Source organism: Streptomyces olivaceus (assembly GCF_000721235.1).
GTDB classification, from domain to species: Bacteria; Actinomycetota; Actinomycetes; order Streptomycetales; family Streptomycetaceae; genus Streptomyces; species Streptomyces olivaceus.
The window spans coordinates 128,931-146,017 of the sequence record NZ_JOFH01000005.1; the positions used below are offsets into that span (position 1 = coordinate 128,931).

17 protein-coding genes are annotated in these 17,087 nt (G+C 73.1%); 7 read left to right on the top strand and 10 right to left on the bottom strand.

Annotated features, from left to right (window positions below; genetic code table 11):
• Positions 1–2: 2 nt before the first annotated feature.
• Genes IG94_RS0108360 through IG94_RS0108380 form a run of 5 tightly spaced genes read left to right on the top strand, consistent with a single transcriptional unit; the run spans position 3 to position 4,812 of the window.
• Positions 3–1,343 carry an ABC transporter substrate-binding protein gene (locus IG94_RS0108360; RefSeq protein WP_031033057.1) on the top strand — a complete coding sequence of 447 codons (1,341 nt, stop codon included), beginning with the start codon at positions 3–5 and terminating at the stop codon, positions 1,341–1,343.
• Positions 1,340–2,302, top strand: coding sequence for a carbohydrate ABC transporter permease (locus IG94_RS0108365; RefSeq protein ID WP_031033059.1), 963 nt, complete (start codon positions 1,340–1,342; stop codon positions 2,300–2,302). Before IG94_RS0108360 ends, IG94_RS0108365 begins: the two co-directional genes overlap by 4 nt.
• Positions 2,299–3,135 (top strand): carbohydrate ABC transporter permease, encoded by an 837-nt coding sequence (locus IG94_RS0108370; protein WP_031033060.1) that lies wholly within the window; start codon positions 2,299–2,301, stop codon positions 3,133–3,135. The genes IG94_RS0108365 and IG94_RS0108370 overlap by 4 nt, the downstream gene beginning before the upstream one ends.
• Before the next feature lie 4 nt (positions 3,136–3,139).
• Positions 3,140–3,784 carry a hypothetical protein gene (locus IG94_RS0108375; RefSeq protein WP_052410591.1) on the top strand — a complete coding sequence of 215 codons (645 nt, stop codon included), beginning with the start codon at positions 3,140–3,142 and terminating at the stop codon, positions 3,782–3,784.
• Between the two features lie 20 nt (positions 3,785–3,804).
• Positions 3,805–4,812, top strand: coding sequence for a homoserine dehydrogenase (locus IG94_RS0108380; protein ID WP_031033063.1), 1,008 nt, complete (start codon positions 3,805–3,807; stop codon positions 4,810–4,812).
• Positions 4,813–4,839: 27 nt separating this feature from the next.
• Here the strand turns inward: IG94_RS0108380 and IG94_RS0108385 are convergent, their stop codons facing one another.
• From IG94_RS0108385 to IG94_RS0108405, 5 genes are all read right to left on the bottom strand, one after another.
• Positions 4,840–5,829 (bottom strand): NAD(P)-dependent alcohol dehydrogenase, encoded by a 990-nt coding sequence (locus tag IG94_RS0108385; RefSeq protein WP_031033064.1) that lies wholly within the window; start codon positions 5,827–5,829, stop codon positions 4,840–4,842.
• A 107-nt stretch (positions 5,830–5,936) separates the two neighbouring features.
• Positions 5,937–6,803 (bottom strand): GNAT family N-acetyltransferase, encoded by an 867-nt coding sequence (locus tag IG94_RS0108390; protein WP_031033066.1) that lies wholly within the window; start codon positions 6,801–6,803, stop codon positions 5,937–5,939.
• 62 nt (positions 6,804–6,865) lie between these two features.
• The gene (locus IG94_RS0108395) at positions 6,866–7,585 is read right to left on the bottom strand and encodes an ABC transporter ATP-binding protein (protein WP_224228191.1); all 720 of its coding nucleotides are present in this window, start codon (positions 7,583–7,585) and stop codon (positions 6,866–6,868) included.
• Positions 7,582–8,985: an ABC transporter permease gene (locus IG94_RS0108400; protein WP_031033068.1), complete on the bottom strand. Its 1,404-nt coding sequence runs from the start codon at positions 8,983–8,985 to the stop codon at positions 7,582–7,584. Before IG94_RS0108400 ends, IG94_RS0108395 begins: the two co-directional genes overlap by 4 nt.
• Positions 8,986–9,118: 133 nt before the next feature.
• Complete coding sequence (locus tag IG94_RS0108405; RefSeq protein ID WP_031033070.1) at positions 9,119–10,393, bottom strand: ABC transporter permease; 1,275 nt, start codon at positions 10,391–10,393, stop codon at positions 9,119–9,121.
• A gap of 185 nt (positions 10,394–10,578) precedes the next feature.
• Here IG94_RS0108405 and IG94_RS0108410 point away from each other — a divergent pair, with 185 nt between their 5' ends.
• Complete coding sequence (locus IG94_RS0108410) at positions 10,579–11,241, top strand: response regulator transcription factor (protein ID WP_031033071.1); 663 nt, start codon at positions 10,579–10,581, stop codon at positions 11,239–11,241.
• Positions 11,232–12,419, top strand: coding sequence for a sensor histidine kinase (locus IG94_RS0108415; RefSeq protein ID WP_031033072.1), 1,188 nt, complete (start codon positions 11,232–11,234; stop codon positions 12,417–12,419). The genes IG94_RS0108410 and IG94_RS0108415 overlap by 10 nt, the downstream gene beginning before the upstream one ends.
• Here IG94_RS0108415 and IG94_RS0108420 read toward each other — a convergent pair.
• The 5 genes from IG94_RS0108420 to IG94_RS0108440 form a co-directional block, all read right to left on the bottom strand.
• On the bottom strand, positions 12,394–13,086 hold the full coding sequence (locus IG94_RS0108420) for a dihydrofolate reductase family protein (RefSeq protein ID WP_372459486.1): 693 nt from the start codon (positions 13,084–13,086) through the stop codon (positions 12,394–12,396). The two genes, IG94_RS0108415 and IG94_RS0108420, sit on opposite strands and share 26 nt — an antisense overlap.
• A gap of 29 nt (positions 13,087–13,115) precedes the next feature.
• A complete protein-coding gene (locus IG94_RS0108425; protein WP_052410601.1) occupies positions 13,116–13,646 on the bottom strand; it encodes a TetR/AcrR family transcriptional regulator in 531 nt (176 codons plus the stop codon).
• Between the two features lie 176 nt (positions 13,647–13,822).
• Positions 13,823–14,431, bottom strand: coding sequence for a TetR/AcrR family transcriptional regulator (locus IG94_RS0108430; protein WP_031033076.1), 609 nt, complete (start codon positions 14,429–14,431; stop codon positions 13,823–13,825).
• Positions 14,432–14,507: 76 nt separating this feature from the next.
• Entirely contained in the window at positions 14,508–15,740 is a 1,233-nt protein-coding gene (locus IG94_RS0108435; RefSeq protein WP_031033077.1) for a Gfo/Idh/MocA family protein, read from the bottom strand.
• A 126-nt stretch (positions 15,741–15,866) separates the two neighbouring features.
• Positions 15,867–17,024, bottom strand: coding sequence for an ROK family transcriptional regulator (locus IG94_RS0108440; protein WP_031033079.1), 1,158 nt, complete (start codon positions 17,022–17,024; stop codon positions 15,867–15,869).
• Between the last annotated feature and the right edge of the window lie 63 nt (positions 17,025–17,087).

Consider the following 17,087-nt stretch of genomic DNA (forward strand, 5'->3'; position numbering starts at 1 on the left):
CCATGCCCGAGCCCCGAAGCGGCAGGCGCCGACTCCCGAGCCGACGGGCCGTCCTGGCCGCGGCCGCCGTCGGCCTCAGTACCGCGCTGACGGCGTCGCTCAGCGCGTGCTCCTCCTCGTCCGGCGACGTGTCCTCCGGACAGGTCACCCTCACCTTCTCCTGGTGGGGCAACGACGACCGCGCCGACCGCACCAAGAAGGCCGTGGACCTCTTCGAGAAGGAGCATCCCGGCGTCACCGTCCGCACCTCGAACGCGGACTTCGGCTCCTACATGCAGAAGCTGGCCACCCAGGCGGCCGGCGGCGGCATCCCGGACGTGGCCCAGCTCGACTACCGCCAGATCTCGCAGTATTCGGGCGGCGGCGCCCTGCTGCCGCTCGGCGACGCCGTCGAGGACGGCACGATCCGCACCTCGGACATGGACGAGGAGTTCGTGGCCACGGGCGAGTACGAGGGCAAGCTGTACGCGGTGCCGATGGGCCGCGGCATCACCGGTTACGCCTACGACTCCAAGATCTACCAGCAGGCCGGCATCCCCGCCCCCCGGCCCGACTGGACCTGGGACGAGTGGGCCGAAGCCAACCGGAAGATCGCCGACCTGGGGCTGAAGTCCCCCGACGGGCGACCGGTGGCGGGCGCCAACGACAACGGCGTCAACGAGGACATCTTCGAGGACTGGCTGCGCAGCCACGGCAAGAAGCTGTACGCGAGCCAGACCGAACTCGGCTTCACCGAGGACGACCTGACCGAGTTCTGGGAGTTCTGCGACAAGCTCCGCGAGGACGGGGCCACCGCCGAGGCCAAGGACACCTCGCAGGCCAACACCACGGAGACCTCCCCCATGGGCCGCGGCCTCTCCGCCGCCGACTACACCTGGGACGCGCCGTTCCCCGGCTACACCGCGCTCCTCGGCGACCAGGTCCACTACGCGCCCGTCCCCACGATCGACGGGCGGCAGGGCGCCTACTTCAAGCCCTCCATGCTCCTGGGCGTCGGCGCGAACACCGAACACCCCAAGGAAGCGACCGAGTTGGTCGACTTCCTCCTCAACGACGAGCGGGCCGGCGACGTCCTCGGCTTCACCCGCTCCACCCCGCCCAACCGGAAGATCGCCGCCCGCGTCGCCAAGACCCTGGAAGGCGCCGAGCGGGAGATCTACGAGTACGCGCTGAAGATGGAGGAGTACGGCCTCGACGCCCCGCCCTCCGCGCCGCCGAAGGGCGACGTCGCCCTCCAGACCGCCTTCAAGCGCGCCTACCACCGTGTCATGTACGAACTCGCCTCCCCGCGCGACGCCGCGCGGGAATTCATCGACGAGGCGGAACGGGAGCTGCGGTCATGAGCACAGTGTCGACCAGGGCGCCCGCGCCCGACCGCCCGTCGCCACCGGAGCCGCCGGCCACCCGCCGGCGCCGCCGTGAACAGCAGTGGCCCGCCTACGTGTTCCTCACGCCGTGGATGCTCGGCGCGGCCGTGCTCACGCTGGTGCCGATGGCCGTGTCGCTGTACCTGTCCTTCACGGACTACAACCTCTTCGACCCGCCGCACTGGGTGGGGCTGCGCAACTACACCGAGATGCTCACCGAGGACCCGCGGTTCTGGCGGTCGGTCGGCACCACGCTCCTCTACGTGGTGATCGCCGTGCCGCTCAAACTGGGCCTCGCGCTCGGCGCGGCGATGCTGCTGAGGAACCTCGGCCGCGGCCGCGCCTTCTACCGCTCCGCCTTCTACGCGCCCTCGCTGCTCGGGGCGAGCATGTCCATCGCGCTGGTGTGGCGCGCGCTGTTCAACGACGGCGGCACCGTCTCCGAAGTCCTCGGCTCGATCGGCATCAACACCGGCAGCTGGGTCGGCGACCCGGACCTCGCCGTGTACGTCGTCGTCCTGCTGACGGTGTGGCAGTTCGGCGCCCCCATGGTCATCTTCCTCGCCGGGCTCCAGCAGATCTCGCCCGAGCTGTACGAGGCGGCGGCGCTGGACGGCGCGGGCCGCTGGCGGCAGTTCGTCTCCGTCACCGTGCCGATGCTGTCCCCGGTCGTCTTCTTCAACCTCGTCCTGGAGATGATCCAGTCCTTCCAGGTCTTCACCCCCGCCTTCGCGGTCAGCGGCGGCGAGGGCGGCCCCGCCGACTCGACCATGTTCTACACGCTCTATCTCTACGAACGCGGCTTCACCGCCTCCCACATGGGCTACGCGGCGGCCATGGCCTGGCTGCTGCTCATCGCCATCGGCGTCATCACCCTGATCCTGTTCAGGACCTCCAGGTCCTGGGTCTTCTACGCGGACGAGGAGGGACGATGAACCTCACCACCAGGCGATGGATGCCCCACACGATCGCCGTCGTGGGACTGCTCGTCCTGCTGTACCCCCTGGCCTGGCTGCTCGGCACGTCGCTCAAGCCGGCCGACGAGGTGGTCACCAGCCTCGACCTGTGGCCCAGCCACCTGGAGTGGTCGAACTACACGACCGCCCTGGACGGAGTCTCCGGGGTGCCGGTGACCCGGCTGCTGTGGAACTCCCTGCTGATCGCGGGCGGCGCGGTCGTCGGCAACGTGGTCTCCTGCTCCCTGGCCGCCTACGCCTTCGCCCGGCTGCGCTTCCGGATGCGCAAGGTGATGTTCGCCTTCATGGTCGCCACGCTGATGCTGCCGCACCACGTGGTGCTGATCCCGCAGTACATCATCTTCAACCGGCTCGGCATGGTGGACACCTACTGGCCGCTGATCCTGCCGAAGTTCCTGGCCACCGAGGCGTTCTTCGTCTTCCTCATCGTCCAGTTCATGCGCAACCTGCCGCGCGAACTGGAGGAGTCGGCCCGCATCGACGGCTGCGGCGCCTTCCGCACGTACTGGTCCATCACGCTCCCGCTGAGCCGTCCGTCGCTGATCACCACGGCGATCTTCACGTTCATCTGGACCTGGAACGACTTCTTCACGCAGTTGATCTACCTGTTCGCCCCGGAGAAGTTCACCATCACCCTGGCGCTGCGCAGCTTCGTCGACCAGTCCAGCATCTCCGCCTACGGCCCGATGTTCGCCATGTCGGTGATCTCGGTGCTCCCGATCGTCCTGTTCTTCTTCGTGTTCCAGCGCTACCTGGTGCAGGGCATGGCCACCTCCGGACTGAAGGGCTGACCCCATGACCCAGGCACCCGTCCTTCCGCCGAGCGACCGCAGGGAACCCGGGGAGGTCTTCTCCGCCGGCTTCACCCTCTTCGCCGACATGCTCCTCGTGGGCCTGCTCACCGGCGTCGCCTGCCTCCCCGTCGTCACCGCGCCCGCCGCGTTCGCCGCCGGCTCGGCCACCCTGCGCCGGGCGGCCGAGACCGGCGCTCCCGTCACGGCGCGTGCGTACGCCGGGCACCTGCGCGCGCGGCTGACCCGGGGCTCACTCGCCGGCGGCCTGGCGGTACCGCTCCTCGTCGCCGTGCTGCTCGTCGACTCCGCGCTGATCCGCAGCCCCCTGCCCGGCGCCGGCGTCGTGGCCCCCGCGCTGGTGCTGCTGACCGTCGGCGCGGCGGTGGTGGGCCTGCGCGCCACCGCGCTCCCGGCTCCGTACACCCTGTCCCCGCGCGAGGCCCTCCTGCGCTCCCTCGCCGCCCCGCGCGGCTCACTCCTGCTGGCCGGCGCGGTCGTCCTGGCCGCGCTGCTCGTCTGGTCGATCCCCGTCCTCATCCCGCTGCTGCCCGGCCCCCTGGTCTTCGCGGCCACCGTCGTGGACCTGCGCTCCCCGGGAACGGAGCGGGTACCGGCGAGCCCCGCGCCGGAGCCGGACGCGGGGTGATGTGAGAGGATCCCCGGTCCATGGGCGAACAGACACGGACCGGTGTGGTCCTCTCCGGGTACGGGCCGGTCGGACAGGCTTTCGTGGACGAGCTGGCCCGCCACCAGGACGCCCTCGCACGCCGTTACGGCGTACGGCCGCGGGTGGCCGCCGTCCGCGCGAGCTCGGCCCAGTGCCGGCCGGACGAGGACGGGACCGTCCCGCCGCGCCCGCGGTGGGTGCCGCCCAGGCCGTTGGAGGAGACGCTGGACGACACCGGCGCCCGCGTCTTCGTCCAGGCGCTCCCGTCCTCACCGGCCCTCCGCGAGCACGCGGCGCGGGAGGCGGTGGCCGCCCTGCGCCGGGGGGTCCACGTGGTGACCGCCACCAAGAGCCACCTGCTCACCCACTGGCGGGAACTCGGCGCCGCCGCGCACACCGGCGGCAGCATGATCAGGATCTCCGGCGCCACCGGGGCGGCGCTGCCCGCGGGCGACCTGTCGCGCACCTCCCTGCGCGGTCTGGACTGCCGGACCATCCGCGCCTGTCCCAACGGCACCGTCACCTTCGTCCTCGACCGTCTCGCCGCGGGCGACGGGTTGAGCGAGGCGATCGGCGCCGCGCGGCTGCGGGGGATCGCGGAGGCGGACCCCTCGGCGGACCTGTCGGGCGAGGACGCCGCCACAAAAGTACGGCTGCTGGCCGCACTGGCCTGGGGATGGGACCCGGCCGGGGTGCGGGTGCGGACGGAGCCGGTCGACGAGAGCACCGCCGGTCCGGCCAGGGACGCGGCCACCCGCTCCCGCCGCCTGCGGGCGGTCGCCGCCGCGTCGGCGGACGAGCCCCACGTGGTGCACGTACGGCTGGAGGAGACCGGTCCGGGGGACCCGCTGTACGCGCTGACCGGGCCGGAGAAGGCCGTCGTCTTCGGCTGCCCCGACGCGGGCGACGTGACGGTGAGCGGCGGGCGGTCGAGCCCGCAGGGGGCCGCGCTGGCGCTGGTGAAGGACACCATCGAGGTCACCGCGCCCCGCACGGGCTTCCACTGAACCGCGGCGCCGCGCCCGCTTTCCCGCCTACGGCACCGTGATCACCGTCTTGCCGCCGGCGTGCCCGTCCTCGACGTGCCGAACCGCCCGAGCCGTGTCGGCCAGCGTGTAGGTACGGCCGACCACGGGTGTGAGCCGGCCGGCCTCGACGAGCGAGGTGACGGCGAGCAGGTCCCGGCGGGCCGGCCCGTCCGGGGTGGCCGGGAGGATCGGGCGGAGCCGCTGCCGGGTGACGGCGTTGACCGCGGCGAGTGCCAGCATGGCGCCGATCGCTCCGAACACGCGGCCCGGGGAGCCGCCGCCGTTCGCCACCAGGACGCCCGCCGGGGTGAGCGTCCGGCGCAGCCGGCCCAGCGGGTGGTTGCCCACGTTGTCCAGGACGACGTCGTAGCGCTCGCGCCGGTCGGTGAAGTCCTCCAGGGCGTAGTCGAGGACGTGGGCGGCGCCCAGCGAGCGCACCAGGCCGGTGTTGTGCGCGCTGCACACGCCGGTGACCTCCGCGCCGAGGACCGCCGCGATCTGCACGGCGAAGGTGCCGACCCCGCCGCCCGCCCCGTTGACCAGGACCCGCTGCCCGGCCCGGACCCGGCCCACGGTCCGTACGCCGCGCAGGGCGGTCACCGCCGCCATGGGCACGGCCGCGGCCTGCTCGAAGGTCAGCCCCACGGGCTTGGCCACCAGCAGGTCGGCGCTGGTGCACGCGTACTCGGCGAAGGCCCCCGGGCAGAAGCCGAGCACCGGATCACCGGGCAGGAACCCGCGCACTCCGGCCCCGGTGCCCTCCACCACCCCGGCCGCGTCGATGCCGGCCACCGGCCGCTTCGGCCGGGTGAGCCCCACGCCTCCCAACAGCCGCGCCGCATACGGGTCCCCGCGCACCATGTGCCAGTCGTACGGGTTCACGGCGGCGGCGCGCACGCGCACCAGCACCTCTCCGGACCCGGCACGGGGCCGCTCGGCCTCCCGCAGCCGCAGGGTGTCCGGCGGGCCGAACCGTTCCTGGACCACTGCCTTCATCGCCCTGCCACCATCCCCTCGGGACGCCGTCCCGGGCCGATCGCGGGTCACGCGGTGAGGGCACCGTAGGGGCAGGGCGCCCGGTCGTCAATGGCCGTCAACGGCCCCTACCGCTGATCTTCCGGCCGACGGAAGGCGTAGCCGGTGAAGTCGGCGAGCGGCAGGTAACCGATGCGCCGGTAGAGGGCGTTGCTGGTGCGGTTGGCGGGGTCGGTGAACAGCACGACGTCCGTCGCCCCGGCGGCGAGCGCGGCACGGCTGGAGTCCACCGTCACCGCTCCCGCGTAACCCCGGCCGCGCGACGCGGCCGGGGTGTAGACGGGATCGATCCGGACCTGCCCGCCGACCAGCGGGTTGGAGCCCGCCATGGAGACGGGCGTGCCGTCCGGGGTCTCCCAATAGGTGTAGCGCTTCTCGGCGAAACGCGTGCCGGCCCAGGTGCCGGCGTCGATGGTCACCGCTTCCCCGACGTCCGCCGCGAACTCGCGGCACCAGCGCATCAGGTGCTCGTGGTCCCGCTCGCCCACGGGCCGGCCCCGGCCCGCCGGAACCGGCGCCGGCGGCGTGAGCGTGCCGAGGCGGTGCAGCCGGGCACCCCAGTCGCGCACCGGGACGGCGCCGGTGCGCCGCCGCCAGACCTCGGCGAACGCGTCGGCGGTCGCGTCGTCCGCCAGGACGCCGCCCGCCACGTGGCCCCCGTCGAGCAGACGGGCGGCGAGGGAGCCGGCCTGCGCGGGGGAGAGGGCGGAGGGGAGCAGGCGCAGCGTCGGCCGGCGGAAGAACACGGCGCGCACCCGGCCCCCGGACTCCAGCCGGCCGAAGAGAGAGCCCCGGGGGTCTTCACCGCTGGTGCGCAGCTTCTCGATCGCCGTCAGCTGCGTGGTGTGCAGGGCGGGACGCGAACGCAGGAACTCTCCGGCCCCGGCCAGGAAGTCGTCGACGTCTTCGGTGAGGTGCCACTCGTCCGATCGCATGCTCCATGATCTCGGAACCGCCCGGTCGCCGGCAGTGGTTGCCCCAAACGCGTCCCGCTCGCTCAGCGCGTGTTCACCTGTTCCGTCAGCTTCCCCTTGCGCAGTGTGTGGACCCGGTCGGACTGCGCGGCCAGTTGCTGGGAGTGGGTGACCACCACCACGCATTTGCCCTGCCCGTGGGCGAGGTCGCGGAAGATGTCGATGACGCCCTGGGCGGTGTCCTCGTCGAGGTTTCCGGTGGGTTCGTCGGCGAAGAGGATGTCCACGTCGCAGGCGAGCGCGCGGGCGACGGCGACGCGCTGCTGCTGGCCGCCCGACAGCCGCAGGACGCCCCGCCGGGCCGTGTCCGAGTCCAGGCCGACACTCTCCAGGACCTGCAGCGCGCGTGCCTTGCGGCCGCCCTGCGCGGGCTTCGCGCCGGTGATCTCCATGGCGGTGGTGACGTTCTGCAGGGCGGTCATGTAGGTGAGGAGGTTGTACTGCTGGAAGACGGTCGAGCAGTGCTTGTTGCGGTAGCGGCCGAGCCCCAGCCGCGCGAGGTCCTGGCCGTCGAAGCTGACGGTGCCCCTGGTCGGTGCGTCGAGTCCGCTGGCGAGGCTGAGCAGGGTGGTCTTGCCGCTGCCGGAGGGGCCGAGGATGGTGTGGAAGGTGCCTCGTTCGAAGGAGCAGTCGATGTTCTTGAGGACGGTGGTCCGGCGGCGCTGGTCGGCGTAGGTGTGGCTGACGCCTTCGAGGCGCAGCGCGGGCGGGGTGGCGGTGGGCGGGGTCATGGGGGTGGTCACTTGCCTTTCGTGAGGATGGCCCGGGGGCTGAGGCGCAGGACGGCGCCGGCCGGGAGGGCGGTGGCGATCAGGGCGATGCCGAGGCCGACGGCGCCCACGGTGGCGACGTCCGCCGGGTCGAGACGCACGGTGATCCGGTCGACGGGGTCGGCGTTCTCCACCGGCCTCTCGTCCGGGTCCATGCCCTGGTCGATACCGGTGCTGCCGGGTGGCGGCGCCTGCCAGGAGTCCAGCTTCCGCTGGGCCGCCGCGGCTTCCCGGCCGAGCAGCGACTGGCCGGCGGACTGGGTCAGGGTCTGGGCGAACAGGGAGCTGAGCCCCACGGCGAGAGCGGCGACGACCACCATCTCCAGCGCCTGCTGGAGGATGAGCCTGCTCCTGCTCTCTCCCATGGCCAGCAGCACGCCGTATTCCCCGCGCCGCTGTCTGACGGCGAGGTTGGCGAGCAGGGCGAGGACGGCGGCGCCCGCCAGGCCGATCAGCCACATGGCCAGCGTGGCGGTGGAGCCGATGCTCTTGAGCGGCCCCGTCATCTGTCGCAGCGCCTTGTCGTTGGCGTCCAGTGCGAACCCGTCCAGCGCCGAGCCCGCCAGACGGGCCGCTTCCTCCTTGAAACCGTCCAGATCGTCGGCGTCCTGCAGGAGGAAGACCGCGTTCGCGACCTGGAGCGAGCCGCCGCCGGACTCATGACCCTGCTCCTGGCCGGAGTTGAGCCCGGCGAAGGCACCCACGGACGCGTAGAGCATGTTGGCCGGGTTGACGCCGTACTCCGGTTCGGCCTCCGAGACCGGCCGGGGGTCCCGGTAGACGCCGGTCACGGTGAAGTCGGCCGAGGCCGTGCCCTCGTTGCTGCCGAGGGTGACCTTGTCGCCGACCCGCAGACCGTTCTTCCGGGCCAGCCGCTCCTCGACCATCAGCAGCTTGTCGTTCTTGTCGGCGGCGCTGAGGTGCCGACCGGAGAGCAGCCGGAAGTTGCCGCTGCGGAAGTCCGGCAGCAGCGAGGAGTCGAGGACGCCGAGGGTGATGGTGCCGTCCGCGCCCATGGGGCTCTGCACGCCCTCGGTGACCAGTTCGGTGCCGCCCTTGAGGATGCCGCGGTCCCACATCGAGTAGGTGTACCGCTGCACCTGCGGCAGGCCGCCCATGGCGTCCACGGTTCCCGCGTCGATCCGGGGCGCCTGGAGGCCGGCGCCGCCGGAAGTCAGCGCGCCGAGGTCCATCCCGAGGTTGACCTCGGCGCCCACGGAGCGCCTGGCCTCCTGCTGCGCCCGGGCGGTCGCGTCGTTGACGAGGACACCTGCCAGCACCATCACGGAGATGACGAGGAAGGTGCACAGGGTGATCAGGGTCCGGCCCTTGCGCGCCCACAGGCTGAGCCCGGCGCGTTTCACGAAGTTCATGGAGGTGGGAGTCTTCCGGTCGGTTCGGTCGTGTCGGGTTCGGTCGTGTCGGTTCGGCTGTCTGGGAGCCGTGGAGCCGTGGAGCCGTGGAGCCGTGGAGCCGGTCGGCCCGTGGGGCGGGGCTGCGCCGCGGCTATGTGTCGGTGGCGAGGATGGAGCGCGGGTGCAGGCGGAGGATCCCGACGCCGGGTACGACGGTGGCGATCAGGGAGATGCCCAGGGCGATGCCGGCGACCCTGCCGACGTCGACGGCGCCGGCGCGGAGTCGCGGCGGCTCGACCGGTGCGGGTGCCGTCCCCGGGTGCGCCGCGGGCCCGTCCGCCGCGCGGGGCAGCAGCGCGTCCCCCGCCGGCCCGCCCGCCACCCGGCCGAACAGCACGGCGAGGAAGACGGCGGGGACGGCGACGGCGGCCACCTCGACCACCAGCTGGCCGACGAGCTTCCACTTCCGCTCACCCATCGACAGCAGCACCCCGAGTTCCTCCCGGCGCTCACGTGTCTGCGACAGCACGACGAGCCCCAGGATCAGCGCACCGGCCACGGCGACGAGCCAGACGATCAGCTCCGCGAACGCCCCCACCCGCTGGACCGGACGCACCTGGTCCCGGTACGCCTTGTCGTTGACGCGGAAGTCGAAGTCCCCGCCCCCGAGCAGCCGCTCGGCCGCGGAGTGCAGCCCTTCGGCCTGCTCGGGCGCGCCGATCCGGAAGACCGCCTCCCGGACGTCCGAGGCCCCCGCGCCGAGCCGCTCCGCCGTGCGCACGGGCACGTACAGCAGATTGCCGGGCAGCTCGTACGACGGCGTCCACCGGGCCGGGTCCGGCGCCGGGTCGCGGAACACCCCCACGACGGTCGCGGACACGGTGCGTTCGCCGTCGGCCGAGGCCAGCCGCAGGGTGTCACCCGGCGCCAGACCGTTCCTCGCGGCCAGCCGCTCCTCGACCACGACGACGTCGCGGTCCGCGTCCCCGGGAGCGACACCGCGCCCCGCCGTGATCCTGGCCGATCCGTAGGAGAAGGGCAGCAGCAGACCGAAGTCCCGTACGCCGTTCAGCGCCACGGCGGGCTGCTCCCCGTCCCCTGCGCCCGCCCCGTCGGACCCGCCGCCCTCGCTCCGCAGGGGTGCGAAACCCCGGGCACCGGCCCGCAGCGAGAGCACCGGGTTGTAGCGGTGCACCCGCTCCGAGCCGCCGAGCCGGTCCGCGAGGTGCCGGGTCAGCCCCTCGCCCCGCACGGTCACGTCCACGCCGACGCGGCGCTGCACCTCCGCCTCCTGACGGACCGTCGCCCCCTGCAGCAGGAAGCCGCCCAGCAGCAGAGTGCACAGCACCACGAAGACCGCCAGCAGGGCGGCGGCCTTGGACTTGCGGGCACGCAGGCTCGTCCCGGCGCGCTTGACGAAGTTCATGGCGACGAGGAGAACAGGCGGCCGCTTGCAGCCCGATAAACGCGTTACAGCGGCATAAGGAAGTCCGGCCCGCCCGCGGCCGGTGCCGCCCCGCGCGGCGCATCCTTGTCCCCGCGCGACGCTTCCTCATCCCCGCGCGACGCTTCCTTATCCCCGCGCAATCGTGACCTTGCTTTCATGGGCGCATGAGAGTTCTGGTAGCCGAGGACCACCGCATACTGGCCCGCACCATCGCCACCGGTCTGCGCCGCCAGGCGATGGCCGTCGACGTCGCCGGCTCCGGGGACGCGGCCGAGCGGATGTGCCTGGTCACCGACTACGACGTCCTGATCCTCGACCGCGATCTGCCGGTGATGACCGGCGACGAACTGTGCCGCCGGCTGCGCGCGGCGGACGGTGCGCCGCCGATCCTGATGTTGACCGCGGCCGGAGAGATCACCGACCGGGTGTACGGACTCACGGCGCTCGGCGCCGACGACTACCTGTCCAAGCCCTTCGACTTCGCCGAACTGGTCGCGCGGGTGCGCGCGTTGAGCCGCCGTACGGCCAAGGCACCGCCCGCCCTCCTGCGGCACCAGGACATCGGTCTCGACCGGGCGAAGCGCCGGGTGACCGTGGAGGGCAGGACACTGGAGCTGACGCCCAAGGAGTTCTCCGTGCTGGAGCTGCTGATGGCGGCACGGGGCGCGCCCGTCCCGCACGACGAACTCGTGCGCACCGTGTGGGACGAGCACCTCGACCCGCGCACCAGCGCGGTGCGCGCCACGGTCAGCCGGCTCCGCGGCAAACTCGGCGGCGCCGCCCGCATCGCCGCGGACAACGGACAGGGCTACCGGCTGTGCGACTGAACCCCCGGATCCACCTGCGCGACATTCCCTTCCGGGTCCGGCTCGCCACCGCCATCGGCGCGGTGGTCCTGCTCGCCGGAGTGGTGCTGCTGGTCTTCGTCGTGGTGCTCGCGCGATACGGCACGGCGCAGCAGATCGACGGCATGGAGATCAGGTACGGGGGAGTGACCGGCGGCGTGTCGTCCGGACCCGCGCACTCCACCGGCACGGTACCGGCGCCGACCGGGGCCGGGGACCGTGGCATCGAGGTCCGCAAGATCGACCGGACCGTGCAGGCCGTCCAGGACACCGCGCTGCGCCAGACGGTGCTCTGGTCCGCCGTCGGACTCATGATCACGGCGGTGCTGGCGGGAGTGCTCGGCTGGTGGCTGGCGGGGCGGGCCCTGCGCCCGGTCGCCTCCATGACGGCGGCCGCCCGCCGCATCAGCGAACAGAACCTCCACCAGCGGCTGGCGCTGACCGGGCCCGACGACGAACTCCACCGCCTCGCCGACACCTTCGACACCATGCTCGACCGGCTCGAAGGCGCCTTCGAGAGCCAGCGCCGCTTCGTCGCCAACGCCTCCCACGAACTGAAGACACCCCTGGCCGTCCAGCGCGCCAGCATCGAGGTCGGCCTCGCCGACCCCGTCACCGACGGCATCGCCGAGGTCCGCGAGGACCTGCTCACCGCCAACCGCGAGGCCGAGCAGCTGATCAACGCGCTGCTGCTGCTGGCCCGCAGCGACCGGGGCCTGGACGAGACCGAGAGCGTCGACCTGGCGCGCACGGCGCACGCCGTGGCCGACGAGCACACCGCGCGGGCCACCCGGCACGGCGTGACCCTCGACGTCACGGCGCCCGCCCCGCTGACCGTCGTGGGCAACCCCCTCCTCCTGCGCCACCTGCTGGCCAACCTCGTCCACAACGCCGTCCAGTACAACCACCCCGGCGGCCGGGTCCGCGTACGGGTCGAGGACCGCACCGTGACCGTGACCAACACCGGCCCGCACGTGCCCCAGGACCGGGTGGCGGACCTGTTCGAGCCCTTCCGCCGGCACGCCCGGGACCGCACCGCCACGGACGGCCACGGACTCGGCCTGTCCATCGTGCGCTCCATCTCCCGGGCCCACGACGCCGCGCTCACGGCCGAGGCCGGGAAGGAGGGCGGGCTCACCGTCGCCCTGCACTTCCCCTGACGGCGGTCAGCGGACGTCGTACACCAGGTGGGTGGCCGCCGGTGTCGCGGTCACGCCGCGCCGCACCAGCGGGTGCCGGGTGCCGGGTGCCGCCGGTGACGCCGCGCCGCACCAGCGGGTGCCGGGTGCCGCCGGTGAACAGCGGAGTCCCGGCGCCCAGCACGACGGGCGCCAGGTGCACGGACAGCACGTCGACCAGCCCGGCTTCGAGCGCCGAGCCGATGGTGGCGCCGCCGCCCATGAGGACCACGTCGAGGTCGGCGCCGCGGTCGGCGGACGCCGCCTCGGCGCGTGCGCGCGCGGCGGCCACGGCGTCGGCGAGGCCCGTCGTGACGAACGTCCAGTCGAGACCGGTGAGCCGCACCGACTCGGGCGGGGAGGCCGTCACGACGACGAACGCCGGTCTGCCGACCTCACCGGCTCCGTACCCGGTGGTGTCGTCCCAGCCGCCCGGCCCGTCGACCACGTCGAAGAGGCGGCGGCCCAGGACGACCGCGCCCGAGCGGGCGGTGCCCTCGCGCAGGATCCGGCGGTCCTCGGGGTCGTCTGAGAAGGCCCAGGTGTGCAGGGCCTCGCCTCCGGCGCCCAGGCCGCTGTCCGGGCCCGGACCGGGCCCCGTGACGAAGCCGTCGAGGGAGATCGAGATGTCGGCGACGATACGAGTCATACAGTGTGGACCCGGTCCGGCACCGGAACTCATCGCCGCGGCGGGCTTTCCGGGTGGGTCCGCAGCGCGTCCATCACCAGGTCCAGGAGCCTGGCAGCGCGTGGCTGCCAGTCGCTGCGCGGGTCGATGTGCCACAGCCCGGCGATGGCCAGTGTGAAGTCGTCGACCGTGACGTCGGCCCGTACCGCACCGGTCTCCTGGGCCGCACGCAGCAGGAGGCCGGCTCCCGAGGCGACGGGATCGCGCCCGGACTTCGCGGACGCGGCCGGGGCATGCACGGCCTGCTGCATGGCATCGGCGATCCCCGCCTTCGCCATGGCGAAACGGGCGAGCCGGTCCATCCACTCGCGCAGGGCCAGGTCCGGCGGACGGGTCCGGAGCAGCTCCACGGCGCCGTCGGCGACCTGCTCCAGCTCGTGGCGGTACAGCTCGAGGAGCAGGGCCTGCCGATCGGGGAAGTTGCGGTAGAACGTACCCTGGCCGACCCCCGCCCGGCGGGCGATGGCGCTCACCGGGGCGTCCGGCGACCGCGTCAGCTCCGTCAGCGCCGCGGCGAGGATGCGCTCCCGGTTCTGCCGAGCGTCCGAGCGCCGGGTCGCCCGCTTCGCGGGGTGCGCCCGTGCCTCGTCGTCCGGCCGCGCCTCTTCGTTTCCGCGCGCCTCTTTGCCCACGCACGCCTCTTCGTCCACCCGGGCCTCCTTGCCGTCCGGAGCCGGGCCGGACGCTGCCGCCGGGGTCAGGACGAGTGCCGGGTCAGCGCGCGGTGCCAGTGGGCGGTGACGGGGCCGCGCAGCCGCTCGGTGTCCACGAGGCCCGGGTCGAGCAGGCGCTGCAGCCCGATGCCGCGCAGCTGCCCGAACACGGCGATCGCCGTCTCCTCGGGTGCGACGCCGGGGTGGACGGTGCCGTCGGCGATGCCCGCGGTGAGGTCCTCCCGCAGGTCGGCGAGGAACACCTCCGCCCGCTCGTGGAAGATCGGCACCAGCTCGGGCAGGGTGGCGGACTCGGCCCAGAGCATCAGAAATACCTTGTTGCGCAGGTTCATGCTCCCCAGCGCCGCGATGTACCCGTCGATCAGGCGCAGGAGCCGGTCCAGGCCGGGAGGCAGATCGCCGAGACCGGGGACGAACCCGCTCTGCGCCGAACGCGCCAGGTGCTCCACGAGCCCCTGCTTGGAACCGAAGTGGTGGGTGACGAGCCCGCGGCTGTACCCGGCCCGCTCGCCGACCCGGGCCAGCGTCAGCGAGCGGACGCCCTGCTCGGCCACCAGTTCGGCGGCGGCGGTGAGCAGGGCGTTCTCGGCCAGGTCGCGGCGCTCCTGCTGGGTACGGCGGGCAGTGGTCATGGAGTGCACGCTAACAAAAACTTGTCGACTGGACAACAAGTTAGTGACCGTGCGCCGGCCCGGGGACTCCGCAGTCTCAGCCTCGCGGTCCCGCCGGCTGGTGCTCCCGGAAGTAGTCGGCGATCGCGGGCGCGGGCGGGGAGACGTCGACCGGTGTGCCGCCGGACCGCAGGGAGGCGGTGGCGGCCACCGCGGCGGCGACCGCCTCCCGCGCGGCCACCGGTGAGGTCTCCGTGGGGCCCCCGGCGGCGGCGAAGCGGAGGAACTCGTCGACCAGCGCCCGGTCCGCGCCGCCGTGGTCGTCCTCGGACGGGGTGTCGACGGTGACGGTGAGGTCGGCGTCGCGCCGGTAGCCGGAGCGGTGCCGGTTCCACACCTGGATCGTCGCGGGATCGCCCTCCATGCCGTCGCCGAAGTTCTCCAGCCGGCCCTCGTCCCCGATCACGGTGTAGTTCCGCCAGTAGTCCGGAGTGAAGTGGCACTGCTGGTAGCTGGCGAGGACGCCGTTGTCCAGGCGGGCCAGCATCATGCTGATGTCCTCTACGTCGACGACGGGGTTCAGCTCCCGCAGCGCGGACGGCGGCCAGACCTCCGGGTCGAACCAGTCGGGCATGCGCCCGTCGGCGGGCACCGGATCGTCGGCGCCGCGCCTCGGGTTGCCGCCGTAGACCGCGAGGTCGCCCTGTGCGACGACGCTCCTGGAGTAGCCGCCGGCCAGCCAGTGGATGACGTCGAGGTCGTGCGCGCCCTTCTGGAGGAGCAGCCCGGTGGTGTTGGCGCGCTCCGCGTGCCAGTCCTTGAAGTAGTAGTCCCCGCCGTGCCCGACGAAGTGGCGGCACCACACCGCGCGCACCCGTCCGATCGCGCCGTCGTCGATCAGCTCGCGCATCCGCCGCAGCACCGGGAGATGACGCAGGTTGTGGCCCACATAGAGGCGGCTGCGGGTGTCGTGGGCGGCTTCGAGCAGCGTGTCGCAGTCCTCGACGGTGATCGCGAGGGGCTTCTCCACGAACACGGGTACCCCGGCGGCCAGGAAGAACAGCGCGGGCTGCGTGTGCACGTAGTCCGGAGTGAGGACGAACACGGCGTCGAGACCGTCGTCGGCCATCTTCTCGTACCGCTCGTGCAGCACGACGTCCGGTCCGAAGAGCTTCAGGGCGTCGGCCCGGCCCCGTGGATCCGGATCGGCGCAGGAGACGACCCGGGCGACACCGGGGACGTTCGCCAGTGCGGCCATCGGCGCGCGCTGCCCGATGCCGACCACCCCCACGCGCAGTTCGGGTACCGGTGTCTGGTCGCGCTGGCTCACTGGGACGTCCCTTCGTTCCCGGCCCGTTCCCGGCGAGGAGCGGTCGGTGCGGTGTGCGGTGTCTGTGCGGTGCGGGGTTGTGCGATGTGGGTTCGGCGCACGCGGGGAGGGTGCTGCCGTCGGGGCCTACCGGTGCGGGGCACTCGGCGCGGAGAGCCCGTCGCTCAGCAGCCGGCTGTCGACCTCGTCCAGCGCGAGGCGCACCGCGCCCAGGGCCACGCTCTCGTCGCCGAGGGTGGAGGCGCGCAGTTCCGGCAGGCGCAGGCAGTGCTTGGTCAGTTCGCGGCGCAGCGGTTCGAGCACCACGTCGGCCGAGCGGGAGAAGCCCCCGCCGTAGACGACGACCTGCGGATCCAGGGTCAGCACCAGCGCCGCCACCCCCACCGCGAGGTCGCGGGTGTAGCGGCGCACGGCCTTGGTTGCCTCCCGGTCGCCGTCCCTGGCCGCCTGGAAGACCCACGCGGCGGCCTCCCCGGGCGCGGCCGTCGCCGGAATGCCGGGGCAGGACTGGAGGTGGTCCGGCGCGGTCAGCCAGCGCACCGCCTTCAGGGCGCCGATCTCACCCGCCGCGCCGCCGTGGCCGCGCCGCAGGGTGCCGTCCAGGATGAGACCGGCGCCGGTGCGCAGGCCGGCGAGGAGGAAGACGATGTCGTCGGCGTCCTGGGCGACTCCGTTCCACCGCTCGGCCACGGCCGAGAGCTTGCAGTCGTTCTCGATCCGGACGGGGCAGGAGAAGCGGGCCGCGAGGTGGGCGACCGGGTCGGCGGCGGTCCAGCCGGGCAGGGGAGTGGACAGGCTGGTCCGGCCCGCCGTGTCGACCGGGCCGGTCACCCCGAGCGTCACGGCCCACACGTCGGCCGGTGCCATCCCGGCCGCCCCGAGGACGTCGTCGATCACCCGGTCGACCTCCGACAGCCGTGCCGTGGGCGGCGCGTCGGGGTCGACCGGCCTGCGCAGTGTCCCCACGAGGTTGCCCTCCAGGTCGCTCAGCACCGCGAGGATCTTGTGCACGCCCACGTCGATGCCCAGCACGTGCCCGGCGTCGGCCCGGAACCGGTACCGGCGCGCGGGGCGCCCCACGGCGCTGCTGGCCCCGGGTTCCTCCACCTCCGCCCAGCCGTCCGTCACCAGTGCCTGCACCAGGACGTCCACGGCGGGACGCGACAGACCGGCCCGGCCCGCGAGTTCGGTGACCGTCGACGGCGGGTTGCCGCGCAGCGCCCACACGATGGACAGCTGGTTCAACTCGCGCATCCGGGACAGGTCTGTTCCGGTCGTCGCCATGCTTGGTACTCCCTGCGAGGGTTGCTGTGCGCGCCGCTGGATAATGCTGAGGAGTTTACTAAC